14 protein-coding genes are annotated in these 15,683 nt (G+C 73.9%); 11 read left to right on the top strand and 3 right to left on the bottom strand.

The genetic code is table 11. The features are described 5' to 3' along the window. The first annotated feature begins 49 nt into the window (after window positions 1-49). The 3 genes from AB0953_RS05810 to AB0953_RS05800 all read left to right on the top strand — a co-directional run bounded on the left by AB0953_RS05810 (window position 50) and on the right by AB0953_RS05800 (window position 2,487). Window positions 50-781, top strand: coding sequence for a MerR family transcriptional regulator (locus AB0953_RS05810; RefSeq protein ID WP_366858135.1), 732 nt, complete (start codon window positions 50-52; stop codon window positions 779-781). A gap of 57 nt (window positions 782-838) precedes the next feature. Next, window positions 839-1,483 carry a 1,4-alpha-glucan branching protein gene (locus tag AB0953_RS05805; RefSeq protein ID WP_366858134.1) on the top strand — a complete coding sequence of 215 codons (645 nt, stop codon included), beginning with the start codon at window positions 839-841 and terminating at the stop codon, window positions 1,481-1,483. Between the two features lie 95 nt (window positions 1,484-1,578). Further along, a complete protein-coding gene (locus AB0953_RS05800) occupies window positions 1,579-2,487 on the top strand; it encodes an oxygenase MpaB family protein (RefSeq protein WP_366858133.1) in 909 nt (302 codons plus the stop codon). An 89-nt stretch (window positions 2,488-2,576) separates the two neighbouring features. Here the strand turns inward: AB0953_RS05800 and AB0953_RS05795 are convergent, their stop codons facing one another. Then, complete coding sequence (locus AB0953_RS05795; protein WP_366858132.1) at window positions 2,577-4,106, bottom strand: M1 family metallopeptidase; 1,530 nt, start codon at window positions 4,104-4,106, stop codon at window positions 2,577-2,579. A gap of 349 nt (window positions 4,107-4,455) precedes the next feature. Here AB0953_RS05795 and AB0953_RS05790 point away from each other — a divergent pair, with 349 nt between their 5' ends. The 5 genes from AB0953_RS05790 to AB0953_RS05770 all read left to right on the top strand — a co-directional run bounded on the left by AB0953_RS05790 (window position 4,456) and on the right by AB0953_RS05770 (window position 10,640). Continuing rightward, window positions 4,456-5,322 (top strand): hypothetical protein, encoded by an 867-nt coding sequence (locus AB0953_RS05790; RefSeq protein ID WP_366858131.1) that lies wholly within the window; start codon window positions 4,456-4,458, stop codon window positions 5,320-5,322. A 101-nt stretch (window positions 5,323-5,423) separates the two neighbouring features. After that, window positions 5,424-7,871: a Tex family protein gene (locus AB0953_RS05785; RefSeq protein ID WP_366858130.1), complete on the top strand. Its 2,448-nt coding sequence runs from the start codon at window positions 5,424-5,426 to the stop codon at window positions 7,869-7,871. A 292-nt stretch (window positions 7,872-8,163) separates the two neighbouring features. After that, the gene (locus AB0953_RS05780) at window positions 8,164-8,664 is read left to right on the top strand and encodes a hypothetical protein (RefSeq protein ID WP_366858129.1); all 501 of its coding nucleotides are present in this window, start codon (window positions 8,164-8,166) and stop codon (window positions 8,662-8,664) included. Next, the gene (locus AB0953_RS05775) at window positions 8,654-9,859 is read left to right on the top strand and encodes an MAB_1171c family putative transporter (protein WP_366858128.1); all 1,206 of its coding nucleotides are present in this window, start codon (window positions 8,654-8,656) and stop codon (window positions 9,857-9,859) included. The genes AB0953_RS05780 and AB0953_RS05775 overlap by 11 nt, the downstream gene beginning before the upstream one ends. Window positions 9,860-9,866: 7 nt before the next feature. Beyond that, the gene (locus tag AB0953_RS05770) at window positions 9,867-10,640 is read left to right on the top strand and encodes an SDR family oxidoreductase (RefSeq protein ID WP_366858127.1); all 774 of its coding nucleotides are present in this window, start codon (window positions 9,867-9,869) and stop codon (window positions 10,638-10,640) included. A gap of 4 nt (window positions 10,641-10,644) precedes the next feature. On the opposite strand, the gene AB0953_RS05765 is transcribed toward AB0953_RS05770, so the two are convergent. Further along, window positions 10,645-12,282 carry an ABC-F family ATP-binding cassette domain-containing protein gene (locus AB0953_RS05765; RefSeq protein ID WP_366858126.1) on the bottom strand — a complete coding sequence of 546 codons (1,638 nt, stop codon included), beginning with the start codon at window positions 12,280-12,282 and terminating at the stop codon, window positions 10,645-10,647. 93 nt (window positions 12,283-12,375) lie between these two features. On the opposite strand from AB0953_RS05765, the gene AB0953_RS05760 reads away from it, so the two are divergent. Further along, window positions 12,376-13,338 (top strand): GlxA family transcriptional regulator, encoded by a 963-nt coding sequence (locus AB0953_RS05760; protein ID WP_366858125.1) that lies wholly within the window; start codon window positions 12,376-12,378, stop codon window positions 13,336-13,338. Between the two features lie 130 nt (window positions 13,339-13,468). Then, window positions 13,469-14,104, top strand: coding sequence for a DJ-1/PfpI family protein (locus tag AB0953_RS05755; protein WP_366858124.1), 636 nt, complete (start codon window positions 13,469-13,471; stop codon window positions 14,102-14,104). Here AB0953_RS05755 and AB0953_RS05750 read toward each other — a convergent pair. After that, window positions 14,082-14,828 (bottom strand): enoyl-CoA hydratase-related protein, encoded by a 747-nt coding sequence (locus tag AB0953_RS05750; protein ID WP_366858123.1) that lies wholly within the window; start codon window positions 14,826-14,828, stop codon window positions 14,082-14,084. The two genes, AB0953_RS05755 and AB0953_RS05750, sit on opposite strands and share 23 nt — an antisense overlap. A gap of 77 nt (window positions 14,829-14,905) precedes the next feature. Between AB0953_RS05750 and AB0953_RS05745 the strand changes: the two genes are divergently transcribed. Then, window positions 14,906-15,604 (top strand): HdeD family acid-resistance protein, encoded by a 699-nt coding sequence (locus AB0953_RS05745; protein WP_366858122.1) that lies wholly within the window; start codon window positions 14,906-14,908, stop codon window positions 15,602-15,604. Window positions 15,605-15,683: the final 79 nt, after the last annotated feature.

Raw genomic sequence — 15,683 nt, 5'->3', positions numbered from 1 at the left:
GGTACTGGAACGGGACGTGCTGTGCGACGAAAGAGCGAGGCGACAGACCATGACCGACCGGGTGCCCGAGCCCTCGCTCACCGTCGACGAGCTCGCCGCCCGGGCGGGGGTCACCGTCCGCACCGTACGGTTCTACAGCACCCGCGGCCTTTTGCCCCCTCCCGTGATCGGACCCCGCAGGGTGGGCCGCTACGGGCCCGAGCACCTGTCCCGGCTCGCGCTGATCGAGGAACTCCAGCACCAGGGCATGACCTTGTCGGCGATCGAGCGCTACCTCGACGCGCTGCCGGACGACCTGAGCGCGCACGACCTGGCGATCCACCGGGCGCTGGTGGCGACCTGGGCGCCGGACTCGGCGGAGGAGGTCTCGCGCGAGGAGCTGGAGAAGCGGGCCGGGCGGCCGCTGTCGGACACGGACGTGCGCCGGCTCGCGGCGATGAACGTGATCACGCCCGGCGGCGGGGCCGGCGGCTTCCGGGTGGACCTGTCCCTGCTGCGGCTGGGGGTCGCGCTGCTGGACGTGCCGATCTCCCACGGGACGATCCTGGCGGCGCGCCGGGTGATGCTGGAGCACGCGCGGGCGACGGCGCACGAGCTGACGCGCCTGTTCCGCGACGAGGTGTGGGGGCCCTTCACGGAGGGCGAGGACGACCCGGAGCGGGTGGAGTCCATGAAGGCGCTGTCGGCCCACATGCAGCCGATGGTGGTGCAGGCCCTGGTGACGGCCTTCCAGCGGTCGCTGAAGGAGGAGCTGAAGGCGGCCTTCGCCGGCGGGGAATGAGGTCCACCGACCGGACTGCCGGTCCAAGTCGGCTGCACAGCAGGTAGGTTCGGCGCCATGGCAGTGATCCACAGAACCACGATGACCCCGACCAAGCCCGAACTCCTCGCCGCCTGGCTCCCGGCGCAGCCCTGGTACGCCGCCACGGGCGGCGCCCCGGAGCCGGTCAGGGCCGGCGGATTCCGGCTCGACGACCCCGAGGGCGAGGTGGGCATCGAGTTCATGGTCGTCACCGACGCCTCCGCCGCCGAGCCCGTCGCCTACCACGTGCCGCTGACGTACCGCGGGGCGCCGCTGGAGGGCGCCGGGGCGGGCCTGGTGGGCACCGCCGAGCACGGCGTGCTGGGCAAGCGCTGGGTGTACGACGCCGCCCACGACCCCGTGGCCGTCGAGCAGCTCCTCGCCCTCCTGCGCGGCGAGGCCGTACCCCAGGCGCAGAGCCTCACCGACACCCCCGATCCCTCCGTCACCGTGCAGGGGGCGGCGGCGGTGCGGCCCGACGGCCCGGTCCGCCCGCGGGCGGCCCATACGCCGCAGGGCAGCGAGGTCCGGGTGGACGGCCTGCCCGCCGCCCTGTCGCTGACCCGCGTCCTGCGCCCGGGCCTCCCGCAGGCCGGCGAGACCGCCGTACTGGCCGGCTGGACGCTGCCCGACGGCACCGAGCACCGCGGCGTCTTCGCGGCGCTGCCCGCCTCCGCCTGAGGCCCGCGCGGCGTCCGGGCACGCGGCCGGCCCTCGGCCTGAGGTGATCTTCCGGTCATACTGGAGGTGCAGAGCACCACGTCCAGGGGGCCCGTATGAGCAGCACGCAGCAGCCGGCCGAGCAGAGCCCGCGGCGGGCGGGGGCCGGTGCGCGCCGGGGCGAGCCGCGGCCGCCCGCCCCGGGCGGGGTGCTGTGGACCATCTCCGGCGACGTCCGGGCGCTGCTGATGCTGCCCGCCGCCTTCACCCTGCAGGTCGCCCACCCCGCCATCGGCGCCGGCGTCGACGAGCACTCGGTGTTCCGCACCGACCCCTGGGGGCGCGGCGAGCGCTCGCTGCGCTCGGTCCAGCTGTGGGTGTACGGCGGGGAGCAGGCCGCCGAGGAGGGCCGCCGGGTCCGCCGGCTGCACAAGGAGATCCGGGGCATCGACACGCGCGGGCGGCGCTACCACTCCCTCGACCCGGCCTGCTACGCCTGGGTCCACGCCACCGGGTTCCCGATCTACCTGTACGCCGGGCGGTACCTGCTGCGCCGCTTCACCCCCGCGCAGGAGCGGCAGCTGTACCGGGAGTGGCTCCAGGTGGGCCGGATCCTGGGCCTCCACGACCGGGACATGCCGCAGAGCATCGAGGAGTACTGGCCGTACTACCGGCGGATGCTGGCCGAGGAGATCGAGCCGACGAAGGTCGCCCGCGAACTGGTCGCCACGGACGTGCCGCTGCCGCGGCCGACGGGCGGGTCGCTGCCCGTGCGGCTGCTGCTGCGGCTGACGTGGCCGGCGCTGCGGGCGGCGTTCCTGCACGTCCGGGCGTTCGTGACCGTCGGCTACATGCCGCCCGACGCGCGGGCTGCGATCGGCCTGGAGTGGTCCGCGGCCCAGGAGCGCCGGCTGCGCCGCTTCAGCACGGCCGTGCGGCTGCTCGTACCGCTGCTCCCGGAGCGGTTGCGCTACCTGCCGATCGCCCGGCAGGCACGGGCCCGGTGGCGCGCCGGCGCCCTGTGAGCGGTGCGCCGGCGCCCTATGAGCGGTGCGACGGCGGCGCGTGACGCGGCCCCCGGCCCGCCGGCCGGGGGCCGCGCCCGTGCCCGGGGTCAGTGCCCGTGGCCGTGCGTGTGCTCGCCGTCGTGGATCGCGTTCGTCTCGGCGATCTTCTTCCAGGACTTGGGCTCCACCGGCTTGGCGGCCGGGCTCTGCAGGGAGCGCGCCTTGCCGTTCGCGGCGGCCGGCGGGGCGAAGGCCGGCTTGCCGGGGGTGTAGAGCCAGGTCTCGAACAGCTGGGCCAGGGGCTTGTTCGAGATCTTCTCCGCGTACCGGACGAAGTCGCCGACCTTGGCGTTGCCGTAGGCCCGCTCGGTCGGCCAGCCCTTGAGGATCCGGAAGAACGTTTCGTCGCCGACCTCGTTGCGCAGCGCCTGCAGGGCGATCGCGCCGCGGTCGTACACGGCCCCGTGGAACTGGTTGTCCGGGCCCGGGTCACCCGGCTTGACCTGCCAGAACGGGTCGTCCGCGGCCCGCAGCCCGTACGCCCACTCCGCGAGCTCCTGCGCGGTGCCCTCGCCCTCCTTCTCCGACCACAGCCACTGGCTGTAGCGGGCGAAGCCCTCGTTGATCCAGATGTCCTTCCAGTTGTCGACGGAGACGCTGTCGCCGAACCACTGGTGGGCCAGCTCGTGCACGACGACCGAGACGTTGGCGCCGTTGGAGAACTGGCGGGGGCTGTAGAACGGGCGCGTCTGGGTCTCCAGCGCGAAGCCGCTCGGCACGTTGGGCACGTAGCCGCCCAGCGCGTTGAACGGGTAGGGGCCGAAGACGGACTCCTCCCACTCGACGACCTCGCCGGTCCGCTCCACGCTCGCGCGCGCCGCACCCGCGTTGTCGCCGAGGTCCTTGCTGTAGGCGTTGATGATGGGCAGCCCGTTCGCCGTCTTGTCGGTGGTGATGTCGAACTTGCCGATGGCGAGGGTGGCCAGGTACGTGGCCTGCGGCTTGTTGGAGCGCCAGTTGTAGCGGGTCCAGCCCAGCCGCGAACTCTGCGACTGCAGCACGCCGTTGCTGATGGCCTGCGTACCGTCCGGGACGCTGACGGAGACGTCGAAGGTGGCCTTGTCGAGCGGGTGGTCGTTGCTCGGGAACCACCAGACCGCCGAGTCGGGCTCCTGCGCGGCGACGCCGCCGTCCGGGGTGCGCTGCCAGGCCGACCAGCCGTCCACCTTGAACTCCGAGGGCTTTCCGGCGTACTTGACGACGACGGTCGCCGGGCGGTCCTTCTGGAGCGCCTGGGCGGGTGTCACCTCGAGCTCGTGCGCACCGGAGACGGCGAACTTGGCCTTCGCGCCGTTGACCCGGACCTCGCTGACCTTCAGCCCGAAGTCCAGGTTGAACCGGGACAGGTCCTGCTTGGCGGTGGCCAACAGGGTCGCGGTGCCCTCCAGCAGGTCCGTCTTCGGCTCGTACTTCAGCCGCAGGTCGTAGTGGGACACGTCGTACCCGCCGTTGCCGCTGGCCGGGTAGTAGGAGTCGCCGATACCCGGCGCGCCCGCGGCCGAGCCCGCTGCCGACGCCGGGATCACCAGCAGAAGGGAGGCGGCGAGCACGCTCGGGGCGATGACTTTGCGGTGCACGAAAGGCTCCAAGGGGTAGGGGAGACGGTTCGGTTCGACCGTATTCACCCGCCGCATCCCACGTCATGTCCATGGCCCCTGCTGTCACACGATCGCCATTCGGCCGTCACAGGGGCAGGGCCGGCACCGCTCGGGGAGGGCGGAACGCCGAAGTCCATTGCCCGCAAAAAGCCGCATCCGGGGGCAGCCGGCCGGCCGCCCGGGCGCCGCCGGGCCGCAGGAGAACGGCCGGAAAGCACGCGTGGGGCGGTACGGGCCGCGCGGCGCCGGCCCGTGCCCGGCGCGGCCGCGGGGCCCAGGCGGGATCCGCCCTACCGCGGCATACTGAGCAGTCGGTAACCTGGCCGCCATGACGCTTCCCGAGCACGCCGCCCGCCGCGCCTGGCACGCCGCGATCAACCCGCTCCACTCGACCGTGTACTTCTCGCCGGAGCTCCCCGAGGAGTTCGCCGCCCTCGGCGTCACGGACCGCTCCACCGCGACCCTCGCCTCCCGCGCGGCCGCCATGGGGGCCGTCGGCGCCGGCACGGTGACCGCCACCTTCTACAACTACCGCCACGACTTCCTGGCCCGGCACCTGCCCGCCGTCTGGGACACCATCACGCCCGAGCAGGCCGTCGCCGCCCGCCTGCGCGCCGTCGACCGCACCCTGCGCCGCCTCCTCGGCGAGGAGACCCTGAAGTCCGCCGAGCTCGCCGAGGCCGCAGATCTGGCCCTGCGCGCCACGGAGGCCTGTACCCGGCACGCCCGCACCCTCTACTCCGCCCACGCCGACCTGCCGGTGCCCGAGGAGGCGCACCTGCGCCTGTGGCACGCCACCACCCTGCTGCGCGAGCACCGCGGCGACGGCCACGTCGCCGCCCTCCTGCTCGCCGGCCTCGACCCGCTCGAGGCCCTCGTCAGCCACTCCGCCACCGGCCGCGGCATGACCGCAAAGTGGATCAAGGCCATCCGCGGCTGGGAGCAGTCCGACCTGGACGCCGCCGTCGAGCGGTTGCGCACCCGCGGCATCCTCGACGCCTCCGGCGAGCTCACCGACGAGGGCAAGGCGGTGCGCGAACGCCTGGAGACCGAGACCGACCGCCTCGACGCGGCCCCCTACGAGCACCTCGGCGCCCGGGGCCTGGCCCGCCTCGCCGAGCTCGGCGGCGGCTTCGTCGCGACGGCCGTCGCCGCGGGCGCCTTCCCCTCCGACGCCTTCGGCAAGGCGGCCTGACGGCCGCACGGCCGACCGGCGCGGGGCTCCCGTACGCCGCCACCGCCACCTGCCACAATGGGCAGCCGTCCAGTGCACAACGAAGGCAGGCGGGACCGATCGTGACGACGTCCATCGAAGGCAGGATCGCCGAGGAACTCGGCGTACGGGAGCGGCAGGTCAAGGCCGCCGTCGAGCTGCTCGACGGCGGCTCCACCGTCCCGTTCATCGCGCGCTACCGCAAGGAAGCGACCGAGATGCTCGACGACGCCCAGCTGCGCACCCTGGAGGAGCGGCTGCGGTACCTGCGCGAGCTGGAGGACCGGCGCGCGGCCGTCCTGGAGTCGGTGCGCGAGCAGGGCAAGCTCGACGCCGAGCTGGAGGCCCGGATCAACGCGGCCGACACCAAGGCCCGGCTGGAGGACATCTACCTCCCCTTCAAGCCCAAGCGGCGCACCAAGGCCCAGATCGCCCGCGAGGCCGGGCTCGAGCCGCTCGCCGACGGCCTGCTCGCCGACCCGTCGGTGGAGCCGGCCGCCGCCGCGGCCGCGTTCGTCGACCCCGACAAGGGAGTGGCCGACCCGGCCGCCGCCCTGGAGGGCGCCCGCGCCATCCTCACCGAGCGGTTCGGCGAGCACGCCGACCTCATCGGCGAACTGCGCGAGCGCATGTGGAGCCGCGGCCGGCTCGCCGCGAAGGTCCGCGAGGGCAAGGAGGAGGCGGGCGCCAAGTTCGCCGACTACTTCGACTTCGCCGAGCCGTTCACCGCGCTGCCCTCGCACCGCGTCCTCGCCATGCTGCGCGGCGAGAAGGAGGACGTCCTCGACCTCACGCTGGAGCCGGAGGCCCCCGAGGACGCGGCCGCGCCCGGCCCCTCCGCGTACGAGGGCATGATCGCCCGGCGCTTCGGGGTCGCCGATCGCGGCCGGCCGGGCGACAAGTGGCTGGCCGACACGGTCCGCTGGGCCTGGCGCACGAAGATCCAGGTGCACCTGGGCATCGACCTGCGGATGCGGCTGCGCTCCGCCGCCGAGGACGAGGCGGTGCGGGTCTTCGCGGCGAACCTGCGCGACCTGCTGCTCGCCGCCCCCGCCGGGACCCGCGCCACGCTCGGCCTGGACCCGGGCTTCCGTACCGGCGTGAAGGTCGCGGTGGTGGACGCCACCGGCAAGGTCGTCGCCACCGACGTGATCCACCCGCACGTTCCCGCCAACCGGTGGGACGAGGCGCTCGCCAAGCTCGCCCGCCTCGCCGAGCAGCACGCGGTCGAGCTCATCGCCATCGGCAACGGCACCGCCTCCCGCGAGACGGACCGGCTGGCCGGCGAGCTGATCTCCCGCCACCCCGAGCTGAAGCTGACCAAGGTGATGGTGTCCGAGGCGGGCGCCTCCGTGTACTCGGCCTCCGCCTTCGCCTCGCAGGAGCTCCCGGACATGGACGTGTCGCTGCGCGGCGCGGTCTCCATCGCCCGCCGCCTGCAGGACCCGCTCGCCGAACTCGTCAAGATCGACCCCAAGTCGATCGGCGTCGGCCAGTACCAGCACGACCTGTCCGAGGTGAAGCTGTCGCGCTCCCTCGACGCCGTGGTCGAGGACTGCGTCAACGGCGTCGGCGTCGACGTCAACACCGCCTCCGCGCCGCTGCTCGCCCGGGTCTCCGGCATCAGCGGCGGCCTCGCCGAGAACATCGTCGCCCACCGCGACGCCAACGGCCCCTTCCGCAGCCGCAGGGCCCTCAAGGACGTGGCCCGGCTCGGCCCCAAGGCGTACGAGCAGTGCGCGGGCTTCCTGCGGATCCGCGGCGGCGACGACCCGCTGGACTCCTCCAGCGTCCACCCCGAGGCCTACCCGGTCGTGCGCACCATGGCCAAGACCGCCGGCAGCGAGGTGGCGGCCCTCATCGGCAACACCGGCGTGCTGCGCTCCCTGAAGCCGGAGCAGTTCGTCACCGAGGCCTTCGGACTGCCGACCGTGACGGACATCCTGCGCGAGCTGGAGAAGCCCGGCCGCGACCCGCGCCCCGCGTTCAGGACGGCCGCGTTCAAGGAGGGCGTCGAGAAGATCGGCGACCTGGCCCCCGGCATGATCCTGGAGGGCGTCGTCACCAACGTGGCCGCGTTCGGCGCCTTCATCGACATCGGCGTCCACCAGGACGGCCTGGCGCACGTCTCCGCGCTGTCGAAGAACTTCGTCAAGGACCCGCGCGAGGTGGTCAAGCCGGGCGACATCGTCCGCGTGAAGGTGCTGGACGTGGACATCCCGCGCAAGCGGATCTCCCTCACCCTGCGGCTGGAGGACGAGGCCGTCCGCCCGGGCGGCGCCGGCGCGCCCCGCCAGCGCGAGGACCGCCAGGACCGGCGCGGCGGCGCCCGTCCCCCGCAGCAGCGCGGCGGCCAGAGCCGCCAGGGCGGCCAGGGGCAGGGCCGGGGCCAGGGCGGTCAGGGCCGCGGCCAGGGCGACGGCGGCCGGCGCCAGGGCGGCGGCGCACCCGCCCCCGCGAACAGTGCCATGGCCGACGCCCTGCGCCGGGCGGGCCTCGCCGGCGGTTCCGAGGACCGCCGCAAGCGGTAGCCGCGCCTCCGCGGCGGTGGCGGCGGTGGCGACGGCGGTCCGTCGCCACCGGACCCGCCCGGCGGGTCGGCAGGTTTGGCCGAATAGGGCCCCCACCTGGGGTCTTGTCTTGCCAACTGCCGCAGAAGATCGGTAGGCATGGTGGAACGCCCGTTCGTCGCTCAGGCAGACGGGCTTCCGTTTCCCCTCAGGACCGCACTCCTCCGAGGCCTTCTTGATGGCACAGGACGTCATGCCCATGCCTGCTCACGCCTACCGACGCTGCCCGCGAAAGGGTCCGAAGAGGGATCACATGCGCCACTCGCAACTGAGCCTCCGCAAAAGGTGCGAGAAGATTCTCGGCCATCTGGATCTGACCCATCCGTTCTCCCTCGACGCGCTGTGCGCCCGCATAGCCGAGCAGCGGGGCCGCCCCATCCGGCTGCACCCGCTGCCCAAGGAGGCGGCCGAGTCCGGGGTCTGCGGCCTGTGGGTGGGCACCGCCGGCGTCGACTACGTCTTCTACGAGACCCAGACCACCCCGCTGCACCGCGAGCACATCGTCCTCCACGAGCTCGGGCACATCCTGTTCGGCCACCACTCGCTGGAGGGCGAGGAGAACGACGGCCAGGCCCCCGTCGTCCTCGGGCGCACCAACTACACCACCCGCCAGGAGCAGGAGGCGGAGATGCTCGCCAGCATGATCCGCATCCGCACGGCCGCCCCCTGCCCGCAGACCGCCGCCGAACCGCGCGGCACCCTCGCCCGGCTGGAGTCCGCCATGGGGTACGAGTGGGGCAGCCGTGGCCGCTGAGCTCCTCGCACTCGGCGACCGGCTCGCCGTCCCCAGCGTCGTCTGCCTGTGGATCGCCGTCCTGCTGCGCGCCCCCGGCGCCCTGCGCTCCCCGCAGCAGCGCGGCCTGTGGCTCGCCGTGGCCACCGCGGCCGCCGCGATGACCCTGAACCTGCCCGCCGTCGTCGCGTACGCGATGCGCGACCAGACGTACGCGCACACCGTCGGCCTGGTCCGCAACCTCATCGGCGTGCTGTCCGCGGGCGCCGTCCTCTACTTCGTCGCCGCCACCACCCGCGGCCGCACCCTCCAACTCGCCGCCTGGATGGGCACCGTCGCCTGGCTGACCGTCCTCGTCGTCCTCGACACGGCGGCGCCGCGGCACGGCACGCACACCATGCCCCCGCACGGCGACCCGGTCCCCTCCCTCGCCTACTGGCTGTTCCTGATCACCGCGCACACCCTCGCCAACACCACCTGCGTCTTCCTGTGCTGGCGCTACAGCCGCCGCACCGAGAGCCGCGGCCTCGCGGCCGGCCTGCTGCTGTTCGGCCTCGGCACCGCCCTGGCCGGGCTGTTCTGGCTCGCCTACCTCCTCAAGGCGCTGTTCGGCAGCACCTGGGCCATGCCCGCCCTGCCCCTGATGATGAACCTGCACGGCATGCTGCGCGCCGCCGCGATCCTGGTGCCGACCGCGTTCGCCCTGCGCCGCGCCGGCGCCGACATCGCCACCGCCTGGCGGCTGTGGCCCCTGTGGCACGACCTGGTCCGCGCCGTGCCGCACGTCGCCCTCACCAAGCCGCGCGCGGGCCGGCTCCTGGAGCTCCTGTGGCCGCCGGTCCCGCGCAACCTGCTCGTGTACCGCAAGGTCATCGAGACCCGTGACGCGATCTTGATCCTGGGTGAGTACGTCGGCCCCGGCATCCCCGAACGCGCGCGCAGCCACATCGGCCTGAGCGGGATCCCCGAGCAGCGGCGCGCCGCGGCCGAGCTGGCCTGCGTACTGAAGGAGGCGCGGGCGGCGAAGCTCGCCGGGCCGGCAGGGCAGCAGCCCGGACAGGCCGCGGCGTGGGAGCTGCCGGCCGTGGTGCAGAGCGCCGGCGAGGGCGGCGGGCTGGAGGACGAGGCCCGCTTCCTCGTCGACGTCGCCCGGGCCTACGCCTCGCCGGCGACCATCGCCTTCGCCCCGCCGACCCACCACGACACCGGGAAGTGACGCCGCCTTGACCACCGTTCTGATCACCGGGGCCAGTGCCGGCCTCGGTGCGGCCTTCGCCCGCGGCTTCGCGGCCAAGGGCTGCGACCTGGTCCTGGTCGCCCGCGACAAGGACCGCCTGCACGCCGTCGCCCGGGAACTCGGGCGGGAGTTCGGCGCGGCCTGCGAGGTGCTCCCCGCCGACCTGCTGGACGAGGACGGCTGCGCCGAGGTCGCCGAGCGGCTCGCCGATCCCGCCCGGCCCGTGGACATCCTGGTCAACAACGCCGGCTTCGGCCTGCCCGCCCCGTTCCCGTACAGCCCCGTCGAGGACGAGGAGCGGATGCTCGACCTGCTCGTCAGGGTCCCGCTGCGGCTCACCCACGCGGTGCTGCCGGGGCTGCGCGAGCGGCGCCGCGGCGCCGTGCTGAACGTGTCCTCGGTGGCCGGACTGCTGCCGACCGGCACGTACGGGGCCGCCAAGGCCTGGCTCACCGCGTTCAGCGAGTCCCTGCGGGTCGACATGGCCCCCTACGGGGTCCGGGTGCTCGCGGTGCTCCCCGGCTTCACCCGCACCGAGTTCCACGCCCGCGCCGGCATGGACGTCAGCTCCCTGCGCGAGGCGGTGTGGCTGGAGCCGGAGGCCGTCGTCGCCAAGGCCCTGCGCGACCTGGCCCTGCGCCGCCCGGTCAGCATCGCCGGCCGGCGCTACCGGGCCTACGCCGCCGCCGTCCGGCACCTCCCGCGCGGCTTCGTGGCCCGCAGGATGGCCCGGACCCGCCGCCCGCCCGCCGGGCGGTGAGGCCCTACAGCTCGACGACCTTGCCGTCGGCGACCTGCAGGCGGCGGGTCACGCGGACCGCGTCCAGCATCCGCCGGTCGTGCGTGACGAGCAGCAGCGTGCCCTCGTACGCCTCCAGGGCCGATTCCAGCTGCTCGATCGCCGGCAGGTCCAGGTGGTTCGTCGGCTCGTCCAGCACCAGCAGGTTCACCCCGCGGCCCTGGAGCAGCGCCAGGGCCGCCCGGGTGCGCTCGCCCGGGGACAGCGTGGCCGCCGGACGCAGGACGTGCGCCGCCTTCAGGCCGAACTTCGCCAGCAGGGTCCGCACGTCGGCCGGCTCGGTGTCCGGGACCGCCGCGCAGAACGCCTCCAGCAGCGATTCCTCGCCGAGGAACAGGCCGCGCGCCTGGTCCACCTCGCCGACCAGCACGCCCGAACCGAGCGAGGCCGCACCGGAGTCCGGGGCCAGGCGGCCCAGCAGCAGCGCCAACAGGGTCGACTTGCCCGCCCCGTTGGCCCCGGTGATCGCCACCCGGTCCGCCCAGTCGATCTGCAGGCTCGCCGGGCCGAAGGAGAACTCCCCGCGCTGCACCGCCGCCTCGCGCAGCGTCGCCACCACGGATCCCGAGCGCGGGGCCGCCGCGATCTCCATCCGCAGCTCCCACTCCTTGCGGGGCTCCTCCACGACCTCCAGCCGCTCGATGGCGCGCTGCGTCTGGCGGGCCTTGGCGGCCTGCTTCTCGCTCGCCTCGCCGCGCAGCTTGCGGCCGATCTTGTCGTTGTCGGTGGCCTTGCGGCGGGCGTTGCGCACGCCCTTGTCCATCCAGTTGCGCTGCATCAGGGCCCGGCCCTCGAGCGCGGCGCGCTTGTCGGCGTACTCCTCGTACTCCTCACGGGCGTGCGAGCGGGCCCGCTCGCGCTCCTCGAGGTAGGACTCGTAGCCGCCGCCGTACAGGTTGATCTGCTGCTGGGCCAGGTCCAGTTCGAGCACCTTCGTGACGGTCCGGGCGAGGAACTCGCGGTCGTGGCTGATGACCACGGTGCCGGCCCGCAGCCCGGTGACGAAGCGCTCCAGGCGCTCCAGCCCGTCCAGGTCCAGGTCGTTGGTCGGCTCGTCGAGCAGGAACACGTCGTAGCGGGAGAGCAGCAGCGAGGCGAGGCCGGCACGGGCCGCCTGGCCGCCCGAAAGACCGGTCATGGGCATGTCCAGGCTCACGGAGAGGCCCAGCTCGTCGGCGACCTCCTGGGCCCGCTCGTCGAGGTCGGCGCCGCCGAGGTTCAGCCAGTGGTCCAGTGCCGTGGCGTACGCGTCGTCCGCGCCCGGGGTGCCGTCCACCAGGCCCTGCGTCGCCGCGTCCAGCGCCGCCTGGGCGGCGGCCACGCCGGTGCGCCGGGTCAGGAAGTCCCGCACCGACTCCTCGGGCCGCCGCTCCGGCTCCTGAGGCAGGTGGCCGACGGCCGCCGCGGGCGGGGACAGCCGCACCTCGCCGCTCTCGGCGGTGTCCAGGCCGGCGAGCAGCCGCAGCAGGGTGGACTTCCCGGCGCCGTTGACGCCGACGAGGCCGATCACGTCGCCGGGCGCGACGACCAGGTCCAGATCGGCGAAGAGGGTGCGCTCGCCGTGCGCGGCGGTCAGGTTCTTGGCGACGAGGGTTGCAGTCATGGTCCGCAAATCCTATCCGCGCCCCCGCGCCATGGCGGTAAAGGTGGGATGCCCGTCATTGCGGCCATACCGCCGCTCTCACACCATGGGGTCATGTCGTCGCGAAACGTGCTCGTCGTCCTCTACGACGGGCTCCAGAGCCTGGACGTGAGCGGACCCGTGGAGGTCCTGGCCGCGGTCTCCCGCTTCCCCGGAGCGGAGGGCTACCGCATCCGCACCGCCTCCCCGGGCGGCGCCCCGGTCCGCACCTGCAGCGGGCTCACCCTGGTCCCGGACGGGGACCTGGACAGCGAACGGCCGGGCCGTGCGACGACGCTGATCGTGCCCGGAGGCCGCTACCGGGGCGACTTCGAGCCGCGGCTCACCGACTGGCTGCGCGCCCACGGGGCTGGAGCGCAGCGGCTGGTGTCCGTGTGCACCGGCGGGCTGCTCCTCGCGGAGGCCGGCCTGCTGGACGGGCGGCGCGCCACGACGCACTGGTCCGTGTGCGACCACATGGCGCAGAAGTATCCGCGCGTCACCGTCGAACCGGACCCGATCTACGTCCGCGACGGCCCCGTGTCCACCTCCGCGGGCGTCACGGCGGGCATCGACCTCGCCCTGGCCCTGGTGGAGGAGGACCACGGCCGCGAGCTCGCCCTGGCGATCGCCCGGCAGCTGGTCGTCTTCCTCAAGCGCCCCGGGAACCAGGCCCAGTTCAGCGCCCAGTTGGCGGCCCAGACGGCCCGGCGCGAACCGCTGCGCGAGGTCCAGCACTGGATCACCGAGCATCCCGGCGCGGATCTGAGCGTGGAGGCCCTGGCCGCCCGCGCACGGCTCTCGCCCCGCCACTTCGCCCGCGCCTTCCAGGCGGAGACCGGCGTGACACCGGGCCGGTACGTGGAGCGCGTCCGGGTGGAGCACGCCCGGCGGCTGCTGGAGGACAGCGCCGAGGGCGTGGCCCAGATCGCCCGGGCCTGCGGCTACGGCACCCCCGAGGCCCTGCGCCGCGCCTTCGTCAGAACCCTGGGCCAGCCCCCCACGGAATACCGCCGCCGCTTCGGCCCGACCGCTTAGCCGGAGCCGGCCCCGCAACGCGCCGCGGGCACGACCAACCCGCACGCCCGTCCGACCCGGCCCGCCCCGACCAGAACCGACCCGCCGAACCAACCAGACCAGAACCGACCCGACCCGCTCCGGAGGAGACATGCAGATCGCCGTCCTGCTCTACAACGGCCTCACCGCCCTCGACGCCATCGGCCCCTACGAGACCCTCGGCCGCCTCCCGCATTCCGAAACCGTCTTCGTCGCGGAGCGCCCGGGCCCCGTGCGCAACGACACCGACCAGCTCTCCCTGGTGGCCGACAAGGGCCTGGACGAGGTGATCCGCCCGGACATCGTCATCGTCCCGGGCACCCCGCACCCCGAGCAGCACATGGCCAACCCCGTCCTGCAGGAGTGGCTGCGCGCGGTCGACGCCACCACCACCTGGACCACCTCCGTCTGCTCCGGCTCGCTCCTGCTCGCCGCCGCCGGCCTCCTCGACGGCCGCCGCGCCGCCTGCCACTGGCTCTTCCTGGACCGGCTGCCTGCCTTCGGCGCCGAGCCGACGGGCGAGCGGGTCGTGTTCGACGGCAAGTACGTCACGGCCGCCGGCGTGTCCTCCGGCATCGACATGGGCCTGACCCTCCTCGGCCGGATCGCCGGCGACGAGTACGCCCAGACCGTCCAGCTGATGACCGAGTACGACCCGCAGCCGCCGTACGACGCCGGCTCGCCGGCCAAGGCCCCGGCCGGGATCGTCGCCCGGATGCGCGCGCTCAGCCCGGCACGGTCCAGCTGAACGACGGCGTACGGCGCTCCAGGAACGCGGCGACGCCCTCCGCGGTGTCGCCGCTCCCGGCCGCCTGAGCGGCCCAGTACGCGTCGCGGTCGGTGCGCCCGTCCGCGAACTCCTTGGCGGCGGCCTGCGTCAGCTGTGAGCGGCCCGCCAGGATCCGCCCGAACTCCGCGACCCGCTTCTCCAGCCGCCCCTCGGGCAGGAGCTCGTTGAGGAAACCGGCCCGCAGGGCATGCTGTGCATCGATCAACTCGGCAGAGAACAACAGGTACTTGGCGGTGGCCGCGCCGACGAGGCCGGCGAGCCGCCGGGTCGAGGAGGCCGGGTAGACGATGCCCAGCCTCGCCGGGGTCACCCCGAACGAGGCGCCCTCCTCCGCGAACCGCAGATCGCATGCGGCGGCCAGCTGGCTGCCGCCGCCCACGCAGAACCCGCGGATCGCCGCGATCGTCGGCTTCGGGAAGGCGGCGAGGGCCTCCTCCGCCGCGACGGACAGGGCCTGCGGGTCCTCGTCGCCGGTCAGGGAGGAGATGTCGGCGCCCGCGCAGAAGGTCGGTCCGGCGCCGGTGAGCACGAGCAGCCGCACCGCCGGATCGGCGGCGAGCCCCGCCAGCAGCTCCGGCAGCGCCCGCCACATCGCGGCGGTCATCGCGTTGCGCTTGGCGGGGTGCGAGATGACCACCGTGGCGATCCCGTCGGAGACGTCGTGCAGGAGGGCTGCGTCCATGCGCCGGATGCTATCCCGGGCGGCCGATCCTATGATCAAGGGGAGTCCGGGGGGCGGTGAAAGGCGGTGTCGCACCCATGGCCCCACGTCGCGGAGACAAGGCGGCCCGAGCCGACGAGGCCAAGACGCAGCAGAAGGCACGGGGCAGGAAGAAGCTGGGCCGCAGCTACGCCCTTCTGGCCGTACTCGGCGTGATCCTGGTCGCGGCCGGCCTGGTGGGCCTGGTGTACGCCGGATTCGCCACGCTGACCTCGATGTTCCTCTTCGGCTGGCTCCTGCTGATCGGCGGGGTCGTGGGCCTGGTCCAGGCGGTGCAGTCCCGCAGGAGCAACTACTTCTGGCTCGCCGTGATCGTCGCGGCGATCAACATCGCCGCCGGGTTCGTGGTCCTGCGCCGCCCCGGCGCGAGCGCCGAGGCGCTGACGATGTTCGCGGCGCTGCTCTTCCTCACCGGCGGGGTGTTCCGGCTGGTCGGGGCGTTGGTGGTGCGCGGTGCGCACTTCGGGCTGGCGCTGGTGCAGGGCGCGTTCGGCATCCTGCTGGGCGTGCTGATCCTGGCCAACTGGCCGGGCAACAGCCTGTACGTGATCGGAACCTTCTTCTCCCTCGCCCTGCTGTTCGACGGGCTGAGCCTGGTGGCCCTCGGCATGGGGGCCCGCCGCATCCTGGGCGCGGTCAGCGAAGACGGGTCCCCGGCGGGCGAGGACACCGGCGGCGGGGCGCGCGGTGCGGCCGACAAGCGTTCCCCCGGGAGCCAGGAACAGTCCAACAACTGACGCTGTCATACGCCTGCGGTCAAAATGCGTCCGATAGGCGCCGAGTTATGGTCAGCGGTCCGGCCCGGACCGGCCCGTT

Source organism: Streptomyces sp. NPDC046866 (assembly GCF_040704625.1).
Lineage (GTDB): Bacteria > Actinomycetota > Actinomycetes > Streptomycetales > Streptomycetaceae > Streptomyces.
This window is presented reverse-complemented; position numbering and strand designations above follow the sequence as displayed.